The sequence below is a fragment of the Streptococcus suis genome, from assembly GCF_046032515.1.
GTDB lineage: Bacteria > Bacillota > Bacilli > Lactobacillales > Streptococcaceae > Streptococcus > Streptococcus suis_AL.
Genome location: NZ_JARQPJ010000024.1, coordinates 1 through 21,130, shown reverse-complemented (window position 1 = coordinate 21,130; position 21,130 = coordinate 1). Strand labels below are relative to the sequence as shown.

Annotated in this window: 17 protein-coding genes; all 17 read left to right on the top strand. The window is 43.6% G+C overall.

Annotated features, from left to right (window positions below; genetic code table 11):
* Positions 1-5 precede the first annotated feature (5 nt).
* The 17 genes from P7J49_RS09680 to P7J49_RS09600 all read left to right on the top strand — a co-directional run bounded on the left by P7J49_RS09680 (position 6) and on the right by P7J49_RS09600 (position 20,830).
* A complete protein-coding gene (locus P7J49_RS09680) occupies positions 6-3,725 on the top strand; it encodes a phosphoribosylformylglycinamidine synthase (RefSeq protein ID WP_408570561.1) in 3,720 nt (1,239 codons plus the stop codon).
* 2 nt (positions 3,726-3,727) lie between these two features.
* Complete coding sequence (gene purF / locus P7J49_RS09675; RefSeq protein ID WP_408570560.1) at positions 3,728-5,182, top strand: amidophosphoribosyltransferase; 1,455 nt, start codon at positions 3,728-3,730, stop codon at positions 5,180-5,182.
* Positions 5,183-5,237: 55 nt separating this feature from the next.
* A complete protein-coding gene (purM, locus tag P7J49_RS09670) occupies positions 5,238-6,260 on the top strand; it encodes a phosphoribosylformylglycinamidine cyclo-ligase (protein WP_408570559.1) in 1,023 nt (340 codons plus the stop codon).
* Positions 6,257-6,814, top strand: a complete 558-nt coding sequence (gene purN, locus P7J49_RS09665) for a phosphoribosylglycinamide formyltransferase (protein WP_408570558.1) — start codon at positions 6,257-6,259, stop codon at positions 6,812-6,814. Before purM ends, purN begins: the two co-directional genes overlap by 4 nt.
* Positions 6,811-6,969 carry a phosphoribosylaminoimidazolecarboxamide formyltransferase gene (locus P7J49_RS09660; protein WP_099776336.1) on the top strand — a complete coding sequence of 53 codons (159 nt, stop codon included), beginning with the start codon at positions 6,811-6,813 and terminating at the stop codon, positions 6,967-6,969. Before purN ends, P7J49_RS09660 begins: the two co-directional genes overlap by 4 nt.
* A gap of 24 nt (positions 6,970-6,993) precedes the next feature.
* Positions 6,994-8,541, top strand: a complete 1,548-nt coding sequence (gene purH / locus P7J49_RS09655; protein ID WP_408570557.1) for a bifunctional phosphoribosylaminoimidazolecarboxamide formyltransferase/IMP cyclohydrolase — start codon at positions 6,994-6,996, stop codon at positions 8,539-8,541.
* A 121-nt stretch (positions 8,542-8,662) separates the two neighbouring features.
* The gene (gene purD, locus P7J49_RS09650; protein ID WP_408570556.1) at positions 8,663-9,925 is read left to right on the top strand and encodes a phosphoribosylamine--glycine ligase; all 1,263 of its coding nucleotides are present in this window, start codon (positions 8,663-8,665) and stop codon (positions 9,923-9,925) included.
* A 25-nt stretch (positions 9,926-9,950) separates the two neighbouring features.
* On the top strand, positions 9,951-10,439 hold the full coding sequence (purE, locus tag P7J49_RS09645) for a 5-(carboxyamino)imidazole ribonucleotide mutase (protein ID WP_044776389.1): 489 nt from the start codon (positions 9,951-9,953) through the stop codon (positions 10,437-10,439).
* Positions 10,426-11,514: a 5-(carboxyamino)imidazole ribonucleotide synthase gene (gene purK, locus P7J49_RS09640; RefSeq protein ID WP_408570555.1), complete on the top strand. Its 1,089-nt coding sequence runs from the start codon at positions 10,426-10,428 to the stop codon at positions 11,512-11,514. The genes purE and purK overlap by 14 nt, the downstream gene beginning before the upstream one ends.
* 17 nt (positions 11,515-11,531) lie before the next feature.
* Complete coding sequence (locus P7J49_RS09635; RefSeq protein ID WP_408570554.1) at positions 11,532-12,443, top strand: NYN domain-containing protein; 912 nt, start codon at positions 11,532-11,534, stop codon at positions 12,441-12,443.
* Between the two features lie 217 nt (positions 12,444-12,660).
* Positions 12,661-13,953: an adenylosuccinate lyase gene (gene purB / locus P7J49_RS09630; protein ID WP_408570553.1), complete on the top strand. Its 1,293-nt coding sequence runs from the start codon at positions 12,661-12,663 to the stop codon at positions 13,951-13,953.
* A gap of 655 nt (positions 13,954-14,608) precedes the next feature.
* Positions 14,609-14,782 (top strand): hypothetical protein, encoded by a 174-nt coding sequence (locus tag P7J49_RS09625; protein WP_408570552.1) that lies wholly within the window; start codon positions 14,609-14,611, stop codon positions 14,780-14,782.
* Positions 14,783-14,784: 2 nt separating this feature from the next.
* Complete coding sequence (locus tag P7J49_RS09620) at positions 14,785-16,731, top strand: hypothetical protein (RefSeq protein WP_408570551.1); 1,947 nt, start codon at positions 14,785-14,787, stop codon at positions 16,729-16,731.
* Positions 16,700-17,953, top strand: coding sequence for a transporter (locus tag P7J49_RS09615; protein WP_408570550.1), 1,254 nt, complete (start codon positions 16,700-16,702; stop codon positions 17,951-17,953). The genes P7J49_RS09620 and P7J49_RS09615 overlap by 32 nt, the downstream gene beginning before the upstream one ends.
* Before the next feature lie 175 nt (positions 17,954-18,128).
* Entirely contained in the window at positions 18,129-19,127 is a 999-nt protein-coding gene (gene ruvB / locus P7J49_RS09610) for a Holliday junction branch migration DNA helicase RuvB (protein WP_408570549.1), read from the top strand.
* A 67-nt stretch (positions 19,128-19,194) separates the two neighbouring features.
* The gene (locus P7J49_RS09605; protein ID WP_408570548.1) at positions 19,195-19,830 is read left to right on the top strand and encodes an HAD-IA family hydrolase; all 636 of its coding nucleotides are present in this window, start codon (positions 19,195-19,197) and stop codon (positions 19,828-19,830) included.
* A gap of 91 nt (positions 19,831-19,921) precedes the next feature.
* Positions 19,922-20,830, top strand: coding sequence for a helix-turn-helix domain-containing protein (locus P7J49_RS09600; protein ID WP_408570547.1), 909 nt, complete (start codon positions 19,922-19,924; stop codon positions 20,828-20,830).
* The last annotated feature ends 300 nt before the right edge of the window (positions 20,831-21,130 follow it).

The window sequence follows — 21,130 nt, the reverse complement described above, 5'->3', positions numbered from 1 at the left end:
AAAAAATGGCGAAGCGGATTTTTGTTGAGAAGAAGGCGGATTTTCAGATTAAGGCGGAGGCTCTTCGTAAGGAGTTGACTCATAATTTACAGTTGACAAGTTTGACGAGTGTACGTCTGGTGCAGGTTTATGATGTCTTCCATCTGGAGGATGACTTGCTGGAGCAAGCTATTAAGCATATCTTTACCGAGCAAGTGACGGACAAGGTCTTGTCGGAAGCTGAGCTTGATTTGGAGGAGGTTGCTTATTTTGCGATTGAGGCTCTTCCTGGGCAGTTTGACCAGCGGGCTGCCAGCAGTCAGGAGGCCCTTCTCTTATTGGGCAGTCGTCAGGAGGTGCGTGTCAATACAGGTCAGCTCTATATTTTGAACGGTGATGTGCAGGAAGAAGAATTAGTTGCCATCAAGAATTATTTGCTGAATCCTGTGGATTCGCGATTTAAGGATATGGATGCTCCTTTGGTGGCTCAGGAGTTTTCGGTGTCAGATACAGTCATTCCAAGCTTGGACTTTTTTGATAGCTACGGGGCAGAGGAATTTGCGTCTTACAAGCGTGAGGCTGGTTTGGCTATGGAAGTGGAAGATCTGCTCTTCATTCAGGATTATTTCAAGTCAATCGGTCGAGTGCCAACCGAAACAGAGCTCAAGGTCTTGGATACTTATTGGAGTGACCACTGCCGTCATACGACGTTTGAAACAGAACTGAAGTCTATTGACTTTTCAGCTTCAAAATTCCAAAAGCAATTGCAGGCGACCTATGACAAGTACCTTGCTATGCGGACAGAATTAGGTCGGACAGATAAACCACAGACGCTTATGGATATGGCGACCATTTTTGGTCGTTATGAGAGAGCAAACGGTCGTTTGGATGATATGGAGGTGTCGGACGAAATCAATGCCTGTTCGGTAGAAATTGAAGTGGAAGTGGATGGAGTAAAAGAACCCTGGCTCCTCATGTTCAAGAATGAAACCCATAATCACCCAACAGAAATCGAGCCTTTTGGTGGTGCCGCAACCTGTATAGGTGGTGCCATTCGTGATCCTTTGTCAGGTCGTTCCTATGTTTATCAGGCCATGCGAATTTCAGGTGCGGGCGATATCACCCAGCCTCTGACAGCGACTCGCCCAGGGAAATTGCCACAGCAAATCATTTCAAAAACAGCGGCACATGGTTATTCTTCATACGGAAACCAAATTGGTCTTGCGACCACCTATGTGCGTGAGTATTTCCACCCAGGCTTTGTCGCTAAACGGATGGAACTTGGTGCCGTGGTTGGTGCTGCTCCTAAGGAAAATGTCGTTCGTGAAAAACCAGTCGCAGGCGATGTGGTCATCTTATTGGGAGGAAAAACAGGTCGCGATGGTATCGGTGGGGCAACAGGCTCGTCTAAAGTACAGACAGTTGAGTCTGTGGAAACGGCTGGTGCGGAAGTCCAAAAAGGAAATGCCATTGAAGAACGCAAAATCCAACGCTTGTTCCGCAATGGTGCCGTGACTCGCTTGATTAAAAAATCCAATGACTTCGGTGCAGGCGGTGTCTGCGTAGCTATTGGGGAACTAGCAGACGGTCTTGAAATCGATTTGGATAAGGTTCCACTCAAGTATGCAGGCTTGAACGGAACGGAAATTGCCATTTCCGAATCACAGGAGCGGATGAGTGTCGTTGTCCGTCCAGAGGACGTAGATACCTTCATCGCAGCCTGCCGTCAGGAAAATATCCATGCGGTTGTTGTAGCCAAAGTGACTGAAAAACCAAATCTAATCATGACTTGGAATGGCCAAACGATTGTTGATTTGGAACGTTCTTTCCTTGATACAAATGGTGTTCGTGTAGTAGTTGATGCAAAAGTAGTTGACAATGCTGTCAACTTGCCGGAAACACGTACAACATCTGCTGAAACGCTACAAGAGGACTTGAAAGACCTTCTATCAGACCTCAACCATGCTAGTCAAAAAGGTTTGCAGACCATTTTCGACTCATCTGTTGGTCGTTCAACCGTCAACCACCCTCTCGGAGGTCGTCACCAGCTGACTCCGACAGAAAGTTCGGTGCAGAAACTACCTGTCCAACACGGTGTGACGACGACGGCTTCTGTCATGGCTCAGGGCTATCATCCTTATCTGGCAGACTGGTCACCTTACCACGGAGCAGCCTATGCAGTCATCGAAGCGACAGCCCGCTTGGTGGCAACAGGGGCTAATTGGTCCAAGGCTCGCTTCTCTTATCAGGAGTATTTCCAACGCATGGACAAGCAGGCAGAGCGTTTCGGTCAGCCAGTAGCCGCTCTACTCGGCTCTATTGAGGCTCAAATTCAACTGGGCCTACCGTCTATCGGGGGCAAGGATTCCATGTCTGGTACCTTTGAGGACTTGACAGTTCCGCCGACCTTGGTGGCCTTTGGTGTGACAACAGCAGACAGCCGCAAGGTTCTCTCACCTGAGTTCAAGGCGGCTGGCGAGTACATTTACTACTTACCAGGCCAGATTTTATCAGAAGACATTGATTTTGCCTTGATCAAGTCTAATTTTGAGACTTTTGAAAAATGGCAGAGCGATTATGCGATTACGGCTGTTAGTTCAGTCAAGTATGGTGGTGTTCTAGAAAGCCTAGCCCTCATGTCCTTTGGTAACCAAATTGGTGCAGAAGTCGAGCTGGCGGAACTTGAAACGAGTTTGACAGGCCAACTTGGTGGCTTTATCTTCACATCGCAAGAAGATATTCCAGATGCTGTGAAAATCGGTCAAACGACTACAGGCTTTACACTGATTGTCAATGGTGTCAACCTTGCGGGACAGGACTTGCAGGCAGCCTTTGAGGGCAAACTAGAAGAAGTTTATCCAACAGAATTTGAACAGGAGACAGACTTACAGGATGTTCCTGCAATTACAACTTTAGCGGTTATACAATCCAAGGAAAGAGTCGAAGTTCCGCTTGTTTACATCCCAGTCTTCCCAGGGACCAACTCAGAATATGACTCAGCCAAGGCCTTTGAACAGGCTGGTGCCAAGGTTAATCTGGTGCCATTTGTGACCTTAGATGCAGAGAGCATTGAAAACTCGGTTGACACTATGGTTGACAATATTGACAAGGCCAACATTCTCTTCTTCGCAGGTGGATTCTCAGCTGCGGATGAACCAGACGGGTCTGCTAAGTTTATCGTGACTATCTTACGAAACGCCAAGGTCCGCTCTGCTATTGATCGTTTCATCGAAAAAGGTGGCCTTATCATCGGTATCTGTAATGGTTTCCAAGCTCTTGTCAAATCAGGCTTGCTGCCGTATGGAAACTTTGAGGAGGCGGGAGAAAGCAGTCCGACCCTCTTCTACAACGATGCCAACCAGCACGTTGCCAAAATGGTGGAGACACGGATTGTCAATGTCAATTCTCCGTGGTTGGCAGGTGTCCAAGTCGGTGACATTCACGCTATCCCAGTTTCCCATGGGGAAGGAAAATTTGTCGTGACGGACGAGGAATTTGCTACTTTGCGTGATAATGGGCAAATCTTCAGTCAGTATGTTGACTTTACTGGTCAGCCAAGCATGGATTCTAAGTACAATCCAAATGGATCCAGCCATGCCATTGAGGGCATTACCAGTCGCAACGGTCAGATTATCGGGAAAATGGGGCATTCGGAGCGTTACGAGGACGGTCTTTTCCAAAACATTCCAGGTAAGAAAGACCAAGAGCTCTTTGTTTCAGCGGTTCGCTATTTTACAGGAAAATAAATATGACATACGAAGTTAAATCACTCAACGAAGAATGCGGTGTTTTCGGCATTTTGGGACATCCGCAGGCTGCTCAGGTGACCTATTTTGGTCTGCATAGCTTGCAGCACCGTGGGCAAGAAGGGGCAGGGATTTTAGCCAATGATGGTGGGCATTTGCGTCGCCATCGCGGAACAGGCTTGATTGCAGAAGTCTTCAAAAATCCAGCAGATTTAGAAGCCTTGACAGGAACGGCTGCTATTGGTCATGTCCGTTATGCAACTTCTGGCTCTGCTTCTATCAATAATATCCAGCCCTTCCTATTTGATTTTGCAGATATGCAGGTGGGTTTGGCACATAATGGGAATTTAACCAACGCGGTCAGTTTGAAGGCTGAACTTGAAAAAAATGGTTCCATTTTCTCTTCTTCTTCTGACACGGAAATTCTCATGCACTTGATTCGCCGCAGTCACAATCCAGACTTTATGGGAAAAATTAAGGAAGCTCTCAATACTGTTAAAGGTGGCTTTGCTTACCTGATTATGTTGGAAGACAAATTGGTTGCTGCCTTGGACCCTAACGGTTTCCGTCCACTTTCAATTGGAAAGATGAAAAATGGTGCCTGGGTTGTTGCTAGTGAAACCTGTGCCTTTGAAGTAGTAGGTGCTGAGTGGGTTCGCGATGTGGAGCCTGGTGAAATTGTCGTCATTGATGATTCAGGAATTCAATATGATAGCTATACAAGAGATACGCAGTTGGCAGTTTGCTCCATGGAGTATGTTTACTTTGCTCGCCCAGATTCGGTTATTCATGGTATCAATGTTCATACAGCTAGAAAAAATATGGGTCGTCGTTTGGCCCAGGAATTTAAATACGAGGCAGATATTGTGGTCGGTGTGCCAAACTCCTCCCTATCTGCGGCTATGGGATTTGCAGAGGAATCTGGTTTGCCAAATGAAATGGGGTTAATTAAAAACCAATATACCCAGCGGACCTTTATTCAACCAACCCAGGAATTGCGGGAGCAGGGTGTGCGCATGAAGTTGTCAGCCGTTTCAAGTGTTGTCAAAGGCAAGCGTGTGGTCATGATTGACGACTCTATTGTTCGCGGTACAACTAGCCGTCGCATTGTCCAGCTTCTTCGTGATGCAGGGGCAAAAGAAGTCCATGTGGCTATTGGAAGTCCTGAACTCAAGTACCCTTGTTTTTATGGTATTGACATTCAGACCCGTCGGGAGTTGATTTCAGCCAACCACACCGCTGAGGAAGTCTGTGAGATTATTGGGGCAGACAGCCTGACCTACCTTTCTCTTGAAGGGATGATTGAAGCCATCGGCATCGAAACCGATGCGCCAAAAGGCGGGCTCTGTGTAGCCTACTTTGACGGAGAATTTCCAACGCCTCTCTATGACTATGAGGAAGAATACCTCCGCAGTCTAGAAGAGAAAACGAGTTTCTACATTGAAAATGTCAAGTAAAGACAGAGGTGTCAACGTTACTTGACAGACCTGTAAACTGTTGAAAGGAATCAAAATGACAAATAAAAATGCTTATGCCCAATCAGGTGTTGATGTCGAAGCTGGCTATGAAGTGGTTGAGCGAATTAAGAAGCATGTGGCTCGGACAGAACGTTTGGGTGTGATGGGAGCCCTTGGTGGCTTTGGTGGTATGTTTGACCTGACCAAGCTGGATGTCAAAGAGCCAGTCTTGGTATCTGGAACAGACGGAGTCGGCACAAAGCTCATGCTGGCAATTCAGTATGACAAGCATGATACGATTGGTCAGGATTGCGTGGCTATGTGTGTCAACGACATCATCGCAGCAGGTGCGGAGCCACTTTACTTCCTCGACTACATCGCGACAGGAAAAAATGAGCCAGCCAAGCTGGAGCAGGTGGTTGCAGGTGTTGCGGAAGGCTGTGTCCAAGCTGGTTGCGGATTGATTGGCGGTGAAACGGCTGAAATGCCTGGTATGTACGGCGAGGATGACTATGACCTGGCTGGATTTGCCGTCGGCATTGCAGAGAAATCCCAGATTATCGACGGTAGCAAGGTCCAGGAGGGCGACATTCTTCTTGGCTTGGCCTCAAGCGGCATCCACTCCAACGGCTATTCCCTTGTCCGACGCGTTTTTGCAGATGTTTCTGGGGACGCTCTGTTGCCAGAGCTCAATGGCAGAGCTCTTAAGGATGTCCTATTAGAGCCGACACGTATCTATGTCCAGCAGGTGTTGCCTCTGGTAAAAGCAGGTCTGGTCAACGGCATTGCCCATATCACAGGCGGTGGCTTCATCGAAAATGTTCCTCGTATGTTTGCTGACAACCTTGCAGCTGAGATTGAAGAAGACAAGATTCCAGTCCTTCCAATCTTTACAGCCCTTGAAACATACGGCCAAATCAAACATGAAGAAATGTTCGAAATCTTCAATATGGGTATCGGCATGGTATTGGCTGTCAGTCCAGACAAGGTTGACAGTGTCTGTCAACTAGTTGACGAGGAAGTTTACACTATTGGACGTATCATCGCCAAGGAAGACAAGAGCGTGGTCATCAAATGAAACGAATAGCAGTGTTTGCATCAGGCAACGGCTCCAATTTCCAAGTCATCGCAGAGCAGTTTGAAGTAGCCTTCCTCTTTTCAGACCGTAGAAATGCCTATGTCTTGGAACGGGCTGAAAAACTTGGCGTGCCAGCCTTTACTTTTGAACTAAAAGAGTTTGCAGATAAGCAGGCATACGAAGAAGCTCTCATCCAACTCTTAGACCGGCACCAGATTGACTTGATGGTATTGGCAGGCTATATGAAGATTGTGGGACCAACCCTATTGGCTCAGTATGAAGGTCGAATCATCAATATCCACCCGGCTTATCTGCCTGAATTTCCAGGAGCTCACGGTATTGAAGACGCTTGGAATGCAGGCGTTTCTAAAAGTGGCGTAACAGTCCATTGGGTTGACAGCGGTATTGATACAGGACAAATCATCAAACAAGTTCGAGTGCCTAGACTAGCCGATGATACCTTGGAAACCTTTGAAGCAAGAATACATGAAGCCGAGTACCAACTCTATCCAGCGGTTTTGGAGGAGTTGGGGGCGAAAAGAAGAGTGTTATGATAAAGAAAGTCATCTCATTTATTTTGGTATTTGTTTTGGCAGCTCTGCTGTTCAATAGCCTTATTTTTGTAAACTTAGAAAATCCTGCACGTTTGATTCTGGCTTATGGTCTATCCTTGATTTTATCAGGATTCCTCATGACCCAAATCAAGTAGTTCTGGTAAGGAAAAGGAGAAAATATGACAAAACGCGCACTGATTAGCGTATCAGATAAGAATGGCATCGTAGAACTTGCCCAAGAATTGACCAAGCTTGGCTGGGAAATCATCTCGACCGGTGGTACCAAGGTTGCCTTGGATCAGGCTGGTGTAACTACCATCGCCATTGACGATGTGACCGGTTTTCCTGAAATGATGGACGGTCGCGTCAAGACACTTCATCCGAAAATACACGGTGGTTTGTTAGCACGTCGGGATTTGGACAGCCATTTGCAAGCTGCCAGCGACCATGAAATTGGCTTGATTGATTTGGTGGTGGTCAACCTCTATCCCTTCAAAGAGACTATTTTACGTCCAGATGTGACCTATGATTTGGCGGTAGAGAATATTGACATCGGTGGTCCCTCCATGCTTCGTTCGGCAGCCAAAAACCACGCCAGCGTGACCGTTGTGGTGGATCCAGCAGATTATCCTACGGTTTTAGGGGAAATAGCAGAGCAGGGACAGACGACTTACTCAACGCGTCAGCGATTGGCTGCCAAGGTCTTCCGTCACACCGCAGCCTACGATGCCCTGATTGCAGATTATTTCACCAAGCAAGTCGGTGAAGACAAGCCTGAAAAACTCACCATTACTTATGATCTCAATCAGCCTATGCGTTACGGAGAAAATCCCCAGCAAAATGCGGATTTTTACCAAAATGCCCTGCCAACAGACTATTCTATTGCAGCTGCTAAGCAGTTAAACGGAAAGGAGTTGTCCTTTAACAACATTCGTGATGCGGATGCGGCTATTCGGATTATCCGTGATTTCAAGGACCGTCCGACTGTTGTGGCTCTTAAACACATGAACCCTTGTGGTATCGGGCAGGCAGAAACCATTGACCAGGCTTGGGATTACGCTTATGAGGCTGACCCAGTATCGATTTTCGGAGGCATCGTCGTGTTGAACAGGGAAGTAGATGCTGCAACGGCTGAAAAGATGCACCCGATTTTCTTAGAAATCATCATCGCACCGAGCTACTCGGCAGAAGCGCTAGCTATTTTGACCAATAAAAAGAAAAATCTTCGGATTTTGGAATTGGCCTTTGATGCACAGGATGCGAGCGAAGTGGAAAAAGAGTTCACAGGCGTTGTCGGCGGACTCTTGGTGCAGGATCAGGACGTGGTGGTAGAAAGCCCTGCGGACTGGCAGGTGGTGACCGAGCGTCAACCGTCCGAGCAAGAGTGGGCGGCCATGGAGTTCGCTTGGAAGTCCTCCAAGTACGTCAAGTCCAACGGCATCATCATAACCAATGACAAGATGACCTTAGGCGTGGGACCGGGGCAAACCAACCGTGTGGCGTCCGTCCGTATCGCCATCGAGCAGGCCAAGGACCGTTTGGAAAGAGCCGTTTTGGCCTCGGATGCCTTCTTCCCATTTGCTGATAATGTGGAAGAAATCGCTGCGTCAGGAATCAAGGCGATCATTCAGCCGGGTGGCTCTGTCCGTGACCAAGACTCCATTGACATGGCCAACAAGTATGGCTTGACCATGGTCTTCACGGGAGTAAGACATTTTAGACATTGAGAAATTTGCTCACATCCGTGTGAGCTTTTTCTATTCCCGAACATTCTTTTGTTCCTTCTATCAAAATCCGTCTGTTTTTGCTATACTGTTTATAGAAAATCCGTTTTTGAGGTGTGAAAAAATGAAACTTTTGGTTGTTGGCTCTGGTGGTCGTGAACACGCTATAGCAAAGAAATTGTTAGAGTCTGATCAGGTAGAAAAGGTCTTTGTCGCTCCTGGAAATGATGGAATGCTTTTAGATGGGATTGAATTGGTAAATATCGTTATTTCCGAACATTCTGCTCTCATCAACTTTGCCAAGGAAAATGACATTGCCTGGACTTTTGTTGGTCCAGATGATGCTCTGGCAGCAGGTATCGTTGATGATTTTGAACAGGCTGGGTTAAAGGCATTTGGTCCGAGTCGTCTCGCCGCGGAGCTAGAGTGGTCAAAAGACTTTGCTAAGCAAACCATGGTCAAATACGGCATTCCAACAGCAGCCTTTGGCACATTTTCCAACTTCGAAGAAGCCAAAGCCTACATCGAAGAGCAGGGCGCACCAATCGTGGTCAAGGCGGACGGATTGGCACTGGGCAAGGGTGTGGTCGTGGCGGAAACCGTCGAGCAGGCGGTCGAAGCGGCACGGGAGATGCTCTTGGACAACAAGTTCGGTGACTCGGGTGCCCGCGTAGTCATCGAGGAGTTTTTGGAGGGTGAGGAGTTCTCGCTCTTTGCCTTGGTCAACGGCAACCAGTTCTATATCCTGCCGACAGCCCAGGACCATAAGCGTGCCTTTGACGGCGACCAAGGTCCCAACACAGGCGGTATGGGGGCTTACGCACCTGTTCCCCACCTGCCTCAAAGCGTGGTGGATACGGCGGTTGACACCATTGTCAAGCCTATTCTGGATGGCATGATTGCGGAAGGGCGGTCTTATCTGGGCGTGCTCTATGCTGGTTTGATTCTGACCGACCAAGGTCCCAAGGTCATCGAGTTTAACGCCCGTTTTGGCGACCCAGAAACTCAGATTATCCTACCTCGTCTGACCTCCGACTTTGCTCAGAACATCGATGACATTCTCCACAAACGCCCGACACAGCTGACTTGGCTGGATAGTGGCGTGACGCTGGGCGTAGTCGTGGCATCAAACGGCTACCCTCTGGATTACGAAAAAGGTGTAGAGTTACCAGCGAAGACCGAGGGCGACATCACGACCTACTATGCAGGGGCTCGTTTTGCGGACAATAGCAGAGCACTGCTCTCAAACGGCGGTCGGGTTTATATGCTGGTCACCACAGCAGACACCGTCCAAGAAGCCCAAGAAAAAATTTACTCGGAGCTGAAAAATCAAGATACGACAGGCCTCTTTTATCGGACAGATATTGGAAGTAAGGCAGTGAAATAAGGGACAAAGAAAAGGAAAGACAAGTATGAATATTCCAATTTCCATCATCATGGGTTCTAGTTCTGACTGGAAAACCATGAAAAAAGCAGCCGATGTGCTGGACAAATTTGGCGTAGCCTATGAAAAGAAAGTGGTCTCTGCCCACCGCACACCAGACCTCATGTTCCGTCACGCCGAAGAGGCGCGTGGTCGTGGTATTAAGGTCATCATCGCAGGAGCGGGTGGTGCGGCTCATTTGCCGGGTATGGTGGCAGCTAAGACGACCCTGCCTGTCATCGGTGTTCCAGTCCAATCTCGTGCCCTCAGCGGTGTGGATTCCCTCTATTCAATCGTGCAGATGCCGGGCGGTGTGCCTGTTGCGACTATGGCGATTGGTGAAGCAGGTGCCACCAACGCAGCCCTGACGGCTATTCGTATTCTCTCCATTGAAGACCAAACCATTGCAGCTCAGCTGGCAGACTTTGCCAAGGAACAGGAAAAAATTGCGGAGGCGATGACAGATGACCTCATCTAAGACAATCGGAATTATCGGCGGCGGTCAGCTGGGGCAGATGATGGCTATTTCGGCTATTTATATGGGCCATAAGGTGATCACGCTGGATCCCGCGGCGGATTGCCCAGCCTCCAAGGTCAGCGAGGTCATCGTCGCTCCCTATCACGATGTGGCGGCCCTCAAACAGTTGGCGGAGCGGTGCGATGTCCTGACCTACGAGTTTGAAAATGTCGATGCCAACGGACTGGACGCGGTCATCAAGGACGGCCAGCTCCCTCAAGGGACAGACCTGCTCCGCATTTCCCAGAACCGCATTTTTGAGAAGGATTTTTTGGCGAAAAAAGCTGGTGTGCAAGTCGCCCCCTACAAAGTTGTCACTTCTAGCCTAGATTTAGAGGGACTGGATCTCAGCAAAAACTATATTTTGAAAACAGCCACTGGGGGCTATGATGGACATGGCCAGAAGGTCATTCGAGAAGCGGCGGACTTGGTAGAGGCTAGTCAACTAGCTAATTCTGCCGAGTGTGTTTTGGAAGAATTTGTGCATTTTGACCTGGAAATTTCCGTCCTTGTGTCTGGCAATGGCTCCGACTACACCGTCTTTCCTGTGCAGGAAAATATCCACCGCAATAATATCCTTTACAAGACCATTGTGCCTGCCCGCATTTCAGATGAACTAGCTGAAAAGGCCAAAACTATGGCTCTGCAAATCGCAGATAAGCTCCATTTGGCAGGCACCCTCTGTGTTGAAATGTTTGTGGCAGGCGACGAGATTCTGGTCAATGAAATCGCCCCACGCCCACATAATTCGGGACACTATTCGATTGAAGCTTGTGATTTTTCACAGTTTGACACTCATATCCGAGGCATTCTCGGTCAGCCTCTGCCCCCTATCCGCCTGCTTTCCCCAGCTGTCATGATTAACGTTTTGGGACAAGACATGGAAGCAGTCCAAACCTTTCTTCAAGAAAACCCTACCGCCCATCCCCACTTTTATGGTAAACTAGAAGCAAAGCACAACCGCAAAATGGGACACGTGACGGTGTTTAGTGATACACCTGATGAGGTTAATGAATTTGGGTTGGAGATAGATTGATTTCTAGGAGGTAAATTATGGATTTGCTTTTAATTGACAACTCAAATATTTTTATTGGGTTAAATAGATTCGGCTATAGAGCCAGAATCGACTATATAAAATTTGTTAAAGAACATACTGGTAATGCTAATCAAAGAAAAGTGTTAGCAGGTTCAACACCTCCGCCAAATGATAGTTTTTGGAAAACTATGGAGAATAATGGATTTGAAGTTTATACTTATGAAAGAACCAAATCTGGAGAAAAAGGTGTAGATGGCAAAATATTAGTAGAGGGGATGGAGCATATTTCAGAAACTAAAAATCCAGGGGACCTCATAATTATGAGTGGAGACTTAGACATGCGTTCTCTAATTGAAAAGGCCTATTCTAGAAAGTGGAAAATAATTCTCTGGTCTTGGAAAGATAGTATAAATTCAGAGTATGTCTCAGGTGACTTGAGTTGGTGTGTTAAAGAAATTCATTACCTTGATGATGTTGCTGATGAAGTTGTATATTTTAATGATGGCACTTACCCAAAAGAGTATCTAGGAGAAAGAGAACTTCGACTCGAGAGAGAAAGACAAGAACGAGAATTAAATCAAACTAAGCAAAATGCTACAAATAAAATATTAAGTTTACAATATATCACTAATCAAGATGATTATTTGATTAAAATTGACGAAATAATTGATTTTGAACAAATTTTAGAAGTTAACAATATTTTAAATGCGGCTCAAATAGAAGATAACAAGTTGAAAAAGGTGGCAGAGGTTGAAGCTGCTGAACAGAGATGTCTACAAGAGGAACGAGAAAGACAAGATAAAGAGGCTAAAAAACAAGCCAGAAAAGAATTTTGGGAAAAGAATTGGGGTTATGTAGCTGGAGGAGTAACAACAGTAGTAGGTGGGATAGTTTGGGTTGTAAAAGAAATTAGAAAAAATAAAAAATAAAATAATTATACTAAGATAATGTAAAAGCTTTAAAGATAGATTTTTTGGATTATACGTCTTACGAAGAAAAGAAAAAAACCGCTCAAGATATTCTTGTTTTGCTATATCTTTTAAATGATCTACATGTACTTAGTCACTTTGATCAAAATAAAAAAGATAAGGTACGACAGGACATTGAACCTTGGCGAAATACGATTAAACTTTAAAAGGAGAAATCATGCTAACACGTTACACCCGCCCTGAGATGGCGGCTATTTGGAGTGAAGAAAACAAGTACAAGGCTTGGTTGGAGGTGGAAATCCTCGCAGATGAGGCTTGGGCTGAGTTGGGTGAGATTCCCAAAGAAGATGTGGCCTTGATTCGTGAGAAGGCGACTTTTGACATCGACCGCATTTTAGAGATTGAAGAGGAAACCCGTCACGATGTAGTGGCTTTCACACGTGCGGTTTCGGAAAGTCTTGGTGAGGAACGCAAGTGGGTCCACTACGGTCTGACATCGACCGATGTGGTGGATACGGCTTACGGTTACCTCTACAAGCAGGCCAACAACATTATCCGTCGTGACCTTGAAAACTTTACCAACATCATCGCTGATAAGGCACGTGAGCACAAGTACACCATCATGATGGGTCGGACCCACGGTGTCCATGCGGAGCCAACGACATTCGGTCTGAAATTGGCAACTTGGTATAGCGAAATGAAACGCAACATGGAGCGTTTTGATGTGGCGGCTAAGGGTGTTGAGGCTGGTAAAATTTCAGGTGCGGTTGGAAACTTTGCTAACATTCCTCCATTTGTGGAAGAGTATGTTTGTGGTAAATTGGGTATTCGTCCGCAGGAAATTTCGACCCAGGTCCTTCCTCGTGACCTTCACGCAGAATATTTCTCAGCCCTAGCCTTGATTGCAACGTCTATCGAGCGTATGGCGACAGAAATCCGTGGGCTACAAAAATCTGAACAACGTGAAGTTGAAGAGTATTTCGCCAAAGGCCAAAAGGGCAGCTCTGCTATGCCCCATAAACGCAACCCTATCGGCTCTGAAAATATGACCGGTCTGGCTCGCGTGGTGCGTGGTCACTTGGTGACGGCTTTTGAGAATGTGGCTCTCTGGCACGAACGTGATATTTCCCACTCGTCAGCGGAGCGGATTATCACGCCGGATACGACCATTCTCATCAACTATATGCTCAATCGTTTTGGTAATATCGTTAAGAACTTGACGGTCTTCCCTGAAAATATGAAACGCAATATGGAGTCGACTTTTGGCTTGATTTACAGCCAGCGTGTCATGCTTAGTTTGATTGAAAAAGGTATGACTCGTGAGGAAGCCTATGATTTGGTGCAACCAAAAACTGCGCAGTCTTGGGACAATCAAGTGGACTTCAAGCCTCTTCTCGAAGCGGATGAGCGTGTGACAGCTAAACTCAGCCAGGAAGAAATCGATGAGCTCTTCAACCCAGACTACTATGCTAAGCGGGTAGATGACATCTTTGAACGACTTGGATTATAAAAAATTAAAATTCTTTGGATTTTCCAGAGAATTTTTTTGTTTACTTACGAATAAATAGGTGAAGGGGAAAATAAGCTCCTTCCGCTAGACAATCATTCGTAAGTAAAAATAAATTATTTTTTGCAAAAGTTTACGAATAGATAAGTGTAGGGGAAAACAAGCTCACAACTTATTCAAAAAAAAATAAGATTTTTTCAAAAAATGCAAACGATTTGCGAATAAGTAAGTGAGAGGGAAAACTCCCCTCAAGGAGATACACACTTGAAAAAAGAAATCATTTTCAAAATGATTTACGAATAAACAAGTGTAGGAAAAATGAAAGGAGAAGATTATGACCCAATTTATGAATGAAACAAATCGAAAGTTTGAAGTTGCAAACCAAGAGTTTATTCGAATCAATGTAACTTGGAAATGCACGATTTAATAGCAGTTGGTCAAATTATATTTTAAATACTAAGGGAGGATGAGATGACAGAATTTGCAATGATGAATAAGGTATACGGAGAAGCAATTTCGGGGGTTATTGAAATTACTGTTACATGGAGATGTAAGAGAGCGTAACCCAATCACTGTGCTGAGATGTTGACACGATCTCTGAGAAGTGGCTTTGGGCTTTTTGCCCGGCCTCTTTTTATAAAACTAAAAGGAATATAGAATGAAAAAAGCAACTTATACATTATCTTGTGATAAAGCTGATATAGGGAATAAAAATATCTCAAAAATCGAAGAAAAATTTGAAAAATATATGGAGGGGGTAGCTGAAAAATTAATCAAAGCAGATAAAAAACGTATTGACAAATGGTTTGTTCATGTAAGAATTGAGGAATAAGTATGTTTAAGATGGTAGATGGCCAACAAGTAAATAACCAAATTTATGGATTTAAGATTCATATCTCAGCAACTGCTGAAAACTATAAGCAAGTTTTTCAAGTAGTCTATCCTTTACTAGTAGAAAGTAAGGTTTGTTTTAAATATATTGAAGAAGATGTAGATGTATTGCGAAACTTTTCAGAACTTGAAAGTCGAGCAGAGTCTGGGAAGTATTTTACAATTTATCCTAATTCCCATATTCATTTTTTGGAGTTACTGGAACAGCTCTACCTGAACATACCTAAGGATTTACAAGGAATCTATATTTTGAGCGACCGTCCATATAAGGATTCAAATATTATTTTTTATAGATATGGATTCTTTGAAGACCATCCCAAATACAATGTTAATGGAATTCCTACTTTAAAGGGAGCAAATGGAGAGATTTGGCAAGATTATCAGAAAGCTTATTTTGACTTACCTTCCTGGATTGAAGATATTCAAGAGCCACAAGTATTTCAGAAAAGTTACCTAGCAGAAAAATATCAAGTTACGGATTGCCTTCGTATGAGTAATGGTGGAAATACTTACCGAGGTTTTGATAAGGAAACCAATCAAGAAGTCATCATTAAGGAAGCACGAGCGGAAGTCGTTTCATATGAAAAGATTACAAAAAAGATGCTGCGAGACAATGAATACAAATATGCTAAACACCTGCAAGCTTCTAATCGAACTCCTAAGACATTGGAAAGAGTAAAAGAGTGGATAAATGACTACTATATCTATGAAAACATCAGAGGCCAGAATTTGCTAGACTATGCTAGTCCAATGTCACTCTTTACATACAGTAGCGATACTCCTAGTGAAAATATTGATAAATATCAAGACTTTCTTTCGCTAACAAAACAACTGGTACATTTTATTGATTATTTCCATAAACGCAATATTGTCTTAAATGATATTCATGCTAATAACTTTATTGTGTCAGAAGATAATAAATTGTATTTTATTGATCTAGAGAATTCTTATGAAAACGAAAATGACAATTTAATTGGAATCTACAATGAAATTAGTTTGAAAGAATGGAATAGACTAGATGGAAAACTTGGGGATTGTCATAAATTAGCGAATTTAATCTTATTTTTACTAGGCCGTTTGCAAATAAGAAGTGGAGAGAAATACGAAGCTCATTTAACAGATGATTTGCTAAGTAGATATGGTATAAAAACTAATCTATCCCAACTGATTTCTTATCTACTCACTGATAAAGCAAGTATATCTGTTGCAAAAAAAATGGTTGAAAATGTAAGAGTAGAGCTAGGACAAGTCTGCTGTGAGTTAATACCTTATGAAAATTCAATGCCTGAAGTCTCCATTCCCATTAGTCAATTATTGGATTTAGAAGGTTTATCCCAATATATTCGTTGGAAGGAAGATGATGAACGCCTAAAAATTCTTATTGATAGAGAGAGCAATATGGGATTAGACGGCTTGGCTGGGGTCCTGGTTTTAATGGAAGACGGTGCTTTATCAGCTACCCATCAGCAATATGTTGTAACAAAAATCTTGGATAATATTGTAGAAACAGAGTATGGACTGTCAATTGCATATGGACTGGGGTATGCTTCGCCTTATCTAACTACAGGTGTTGCGGGGGTGCTTAAAGCCTTGCAGTATATTGGTTATCCGAAGTTCCTCGACCTATCGCAAGAATTAGTGAAGAGTTTGTTAGTTGAGTATGGTCAATATCCAGATTTTAGGCAAGGGATGTTGGGAGTTGCAGATACCTTGCTAGATATATTTAGTGCTACAACGGATCAGAAACTACTGGCAACCGTAGAGAAACAGTTAGTGATGGTTGCAATTAAGGCAAAGTATGATAAGAAATTACAAAAAGAATTACTTTATGTATTTTCACGTTACGGGAGAATAAAAAATGAATTTATTATTAAAAAACAAACTGTATAATGTATTAGCTGTTTCACGTTTACTCAATTCATTGGGTGCACACATTTATAACCTTGTTTTCGTGATCTATGCAGCTACTCAATTTCGCTCAACATGGGCGATATCTGTCGCTAATATAATTATGGTTCTCCCTACAATTTTTTCATTTTATATGGGGATTCAAGCAGATAAGACTAAGAAAAAGGCAAACGCATTGTTTTTAGCAGCCCTTGTTCAGACTGTGTTATTCTTTGTTATGTCATTCTTACTACAAAGCACAACGATTGGAGTATTTGCTCTTGTTTGTGTGATGAATGTGATAACTGATTTACTGTCTGATTATTCTTCAGGTTTGCGGTTACCGATTATGCAGAAGAACTTGAAAGAGGACGAACTTATGGAGGCTTATTCCTTCTTTCAATTCATTTCTTGTGTGAGTGGTATTGGTGGGCAGGCTTTAGGGGTATGGCTTCTGTCATTTACAGGCAATAATTTCAGTATTGTTGCGATGTTGAACGCTTGTTTCTTCTTTATTTCTGGAATTTTACTCTATACACATAAAAAACATTTGACGCATGATGAGATTGAAATAGCATCGTCACAATCCATCAAACAACAGCTAAGTGATGTGATTGATGGTATTAAGGTTGTTTTTGAAACCAATGCCTCTGGTAATCTTTTGACAACTTTAAGTTGTATTTTACTTATGAATGCCCTAGGTGGTGCACTTGGTTCTATCTATACTATCTATTTTCTAGATAAGAGCTTGTTTGGGATGACTTATGGTCAGAGTCTTTTGACTATCAATGCTATCTTGGTTTTGAGTATGATTGTTGGGAGCTTAACACCAAATGATTACTTTGCAAAGTTATCTCTTACAAAAATGATGATTTGTAATGCGATAGCATTGACCGGAATTGGTTTGAGCCATTTATTGGGGCTAAGTGAGTTTATTGGAGTAGTTTTTCTAGCATTTTCAGCCTATATCGGTGGAAAGGTCAATCCTAAAATTGATTCTCTATTACTAGCGAATACTTCGCCGGAACTACTAGCTCGAACAGATACTTTATTGACCATGTTATTTACACTTTCTCTTCCTGTGGGAACCATTCTCTTTTCTACATTAGCTACTGTACATATTCATTTGACTTGGGGGATGTTTGCTTTTATTGGATTACTTGCAACCATCTTAGCAGTGCAATCTCAACAAGCAATTGACAAATCTAAACTTGTATCTGCATAGAATGATTTGTTACTCAAAATTCTTTGGATTTTCCAGAGAATTTTTTAGTTTCCCTTAAGTTTGACGAGCTATACTCTATTCAAGCTAGAAATAGCGAAATTTCTTTTTCATATAATCTCCTGAGAATACTGGACTCACTGAGTCTGGTATTTTCATTTTGTGCTATAATGGTTTCATGACTAGAATTTTAGACATGGAACAAATGCAAGACGAGGAGTACGTTGAGCGTACCCTGCGTCCACAGAAATTAAATGAATACATCGGCCAGGACAAGGTCAAGGACCAGTTGAAAATCTTTATCGAGGCAGCCAAACTCCGTGATGAAGCCTTGGACCATACCCTTCTTTTTGGTCCTCCAGGTTTAGGTAAAACCACCATGGCCTTTGTCATTGCCAATGAGCTAGGCGTTAACATCAAGCAGACCAGTGGTCCTGTTATTGAAAAAGCAGGTGACTTGGTGGCCCTTCTCAACGACTTGGAGCCTGGCGACGTCCTCTTTATCGATGAAATCCACCGTATGCCCATGGCGGTCGAGGAAATTCTCTACTCTGCTATGGAGGATTTCTACATCGACATTATGATTGGAGCAGGGGAGGCCAGTCGCTCCGTGCATTTGGAGTTGCCACCTTTTACTCTGATTGGAGCGACCACTCGTGCAGGTATGCTGTCCAATCCCCTGCGGGCCCGTTTTGGTATTACCGGTCATATGGAGTATTATGAATTGGCTGATTTGACTGAGATTGTTGAGCGGACGGCCGATATCTTTGAGATGGAGATTACTCATGAAGCTGCTATTGAGCTGGCTCGTCGGTCTCGTGGAACTCCCCGTATCGCCAACCGTCTGCTCAAGCGGGTGCGGGATTTTGCTCAGATTATGGGCGACGGGCTGATTGATGACACCATTACGGACAGGGCCTTGACTATGCTGGATGTGGACCGTGAGGGGCTGGACTATGTGGACCAGAAGATTCTCCGCACCATGATTGAGATGTATGGCGGCGGTCCCGTCGGCCTCAACACCCTGTCGGTCAATATTGCCGAGGAGCGCGAAACGGTGGAGGACATGTACGAACCTTACCTGATTCAGCAGGGCTTCCTCATGCGGACACGGACGGGGCGGGTCGCTACAGCCAAGGCCTACGAGCACTTAGGCTATCCCTATACGGAAAAATAATGGCAGAGCAGATGAGACGAGTAACGACCTTGTTTCAAGTTCGGTCTAAACTAGGAATGGAGATAAGATGACACCGATATTTATTTGGGATTTGGATGGAACGCTCTTGGATTCCTATGAGGCGATTTTGGCAGGGATTCAAGAAACCTATGAGCAGTATAATCTTCCTTTTGACCGTGCAGAAGTAAGAGATTTCATTCTTCGGTATTCTGTCAAGGATTTGCTGGTGCGTGATGCGGATAAGTACGGTCTAGATAGCGATGAACTTAATCGTGTGCGTGCGACTTCCTTGAAGGAGAAAAATACGCAGATTCCTTTGATGACTGGTGCGCGTGAAATTCTGGATTGGACAGCAGAGAAAGGAATTCAAAATTTCGTTTATACACACAAAAGTGACAATGCTTTTCAGGTTTTGGAGGATTTGGGTGTCCGTCACTATTTCACAGAAATCTTGACCAGCGATTTTGGTTTTGCCCGCAAACCAAGTCCAGAAGCTCTGCTATTTCTCATCGAAAAATACGGACTGAACAAAGAAAATACCTACTACATCGGCGATCGGTTGCTCGATGTAGAAACAGCTATCAACGCAGGGATTCATAGCATCAACCTGCAAATTGATGGTGTGGAGAAGAATTGGAAGATTGTTTCTTTATTGGACATAAAACAAATATTAACTGATGAATATAAACAAAAACAAACGTAAAATCGTTTGTTTTTGTTTATATAATCAGAAAAGTATGGAATTTGAGTATTGATTTTGCTATAATATACAAAAGAATATTTGGAGGTGTTTTATGAACGATAAGGAATTTGGACAACGTGTGCGCCAGCTGCGAGAATCAGCCAGTATGACGCGTGAACAGTTTTGTGATGATGAACTGGAGCTCTCCGTCCGCCAATTAACCCGTATCGAAGCAGGTACTTCTAAGCCAACTTTTTCAAAAATCCAATATATCGCAACCCGCTTAGGGATGGGACTCTACGAACTTATGCCTGACTATGTATCCTTGCCAGAAAGATACTCCAAGCTGAAATTCGATGTCCTCCGTACACCGACTTATGGAAACGAGGAATTAGTTGAAAAACGTGATGCTATCATGACGGAAATATATGATGACTATTATGATGACTTGCCTGAGGAGGAGAAAATCGTTGTAGATACCCTATGCTCTCTATTTGATGTATTGGACACAGATAGTCAGGAATACGGCAAAGAAATTCTTGATGATTATTTACATCAAAGTTACCACCGTGCCAAACTATCTATAAATGATTTAATGATTTTGCGGTTATTTGTCGAACACTGTGAGTTAGAAACTTTAGCTTCTGGAACCGAAAATTATACACTATTTATAGATTTAGTAGAGAAATTGCCTCAAACAACCTACGATGTGCATTCGGAATCCTTATTTATTGTTAGGGATTTATTGCTAGCTATTGTTCGTATTTTGTTTTCGAAGGAGCTGTATGGGTATGTTCCAGTATATATAGAAAAAATTGAAAACATTATGGAATTATCACAAGATTTTCAGAAAAAACCAATTTTAAATCTGGTGAAATGGAAGTATGAATTAAAGGAGAAACATAATCGCGAAGGTGCCGAGAGATATTTTAATGAGGCAGTAACACTTGCTAGTCTATTGAATCAAATTCATTTGAAAGAAAAACTCCAAATGGAATGGGAACAAGATATCAAGAGCTAAAAAGATGACATTTTTGTCCTGTTGGGAATCTAGAGTTTATTTTATACTAGGTTCATAAAACAAAAGGAGATTATGTTATGTTTCAATTTTTTAAATTTTTCGGTGGTTTTGGTCAATTTGGTGAAGATAATTGGTGGGTGAAGTAATAACGTTTATGTTCTTTCAAACAATATCGTAAAAAGCCAACATCTGTTCGGCTTTTTTTGTTATACTAGACAATATAGGCTCTTTGTCAACTGTAGTGGGTAGATGAAAAGCTAACACCTAGAGAGGACGAACTTCGTTCTCTCTTTCTTTATG

What these genes read in the sequence shown, in the direction of transcription:
- P7J49_RS09620 (WP_408570551.1), top strand. Translation starts at nt 14,785, where the DNA reads ATGTTTAAGATGGTAGATGGCCAACAAGTAAATAACCAAATTTATGGA.
- purE (WP_044776389.1), top strand. Translation starts at nt 9,951, where the DNA reads ATGAATATTCCAATTTCCATCATCATGGGTTCTAGTTCTGACTGGAAA.
- P7J49_RS09600 (WP_408570547.1), top strand. Translation starts at nt 19,922, where the DNA reads ATGAACGATAAGGAATTTGGACAACGTGTGCGCCAGCTGCGAGAATCA.
- P7J49_RS09680 (WP_408570561.1), top strand. Translation starts at nt 6, where the DNA reads ATGGCGAAGCGGATTTTTGTTGAGAAGAAGGCGGATTTTCAGATTAAG.
- purN (WP_408570558.1), top strand. Translation starts at nt 6,257, where the DNA reads ATGAAACGAATAGCAGTGTTTGCATCAGGCAACGGCTCCAATTTCCAA.
- ruvB (WP_408570549.1), top strand. Translation starts at nt 18,129, where the DNA reads ATGACTAGAATTTTAGACATGGAACAAATGCAAGACGAGGAGTACGTT.
- P7J49_RS09605 (WP_408570548.1), top strand. Translation starts at nt 19,195, where the DNA reads ATGACACCGATATTTATTTGGGATTTGGATGGAACGCTCTTGGATTCC.
- P7J49_RS09660 (WP_099776336.1), top strand. Translation starts at nt 6,811, where the DNA reads ATGATAAAGAAAGTCATCTCATTTATTTTGGTATTTGTTTTGGCAGCT.
- P7J49_RS09615 (WP_408570550.1), top strand. Translation starts at nt 16,700, where the DNA reads ATGAATTTATTATTAAAAAACAAACTGTATAATGTATTAGCTGTTTCA.
- purH (WP_408570557.1), top strand. Translation starts at nt 6,994, where the DNA reads ATGACAAAACGCGCACTGATTAGCGTATCAGATAAGAATGGCATCGTA.
- purK (WP_408570555.1), top strand. Translation starts at nt 10,426, where the DNA reads ATGACCTCATCTAAGACAATCGGAATTATCGGCGGCGGTCAGCTGGGG.
- P7J49_RS09625 (WP_408570552.1), top strand. Translation starts at nt 14,609, where the DNA reads ATGAAAAAAGCAACTTATACATTATCTTGTGATAAAGCTGATATAGGG.
- purF (WP_408570560.1), top strand. Translation starts at nt 3,728, where the DNA reads ATGACATACGAAGTTAAATCACTCAACGAAGAATGCGGTGTTTTCGGC.
- purB (WP_408570553.1), top strand. Translation starts at nt 12,661, where the DNA reads ATGCTAACACGTTACACCCGCCCTGAGATGGCGGCTATTTGGAGTGAA.
- purD (WP_408570556.1), top strand. Translation starts at nt 8,663, where the DNA reads ATGAAACTTTTGGTTGTTGGCTCTGGTGGTCGTGAACACGCTATAGCA.
- purM (WP_408570559.1), top strand. Translation starts at nt 5,238, where the DNA reads ATGACAAATAAAAATGCTTATGCCCAATCAGGTGTTGATGTCGAAGCT.
- P7J49_RS09635 (WP_408570554.1), top strand. Translation starts at nt 11,532, where the DNA reads ATGGATTTGCTTTTAATTGACAACTCAAATATTTTTATTGGGTTAAAT.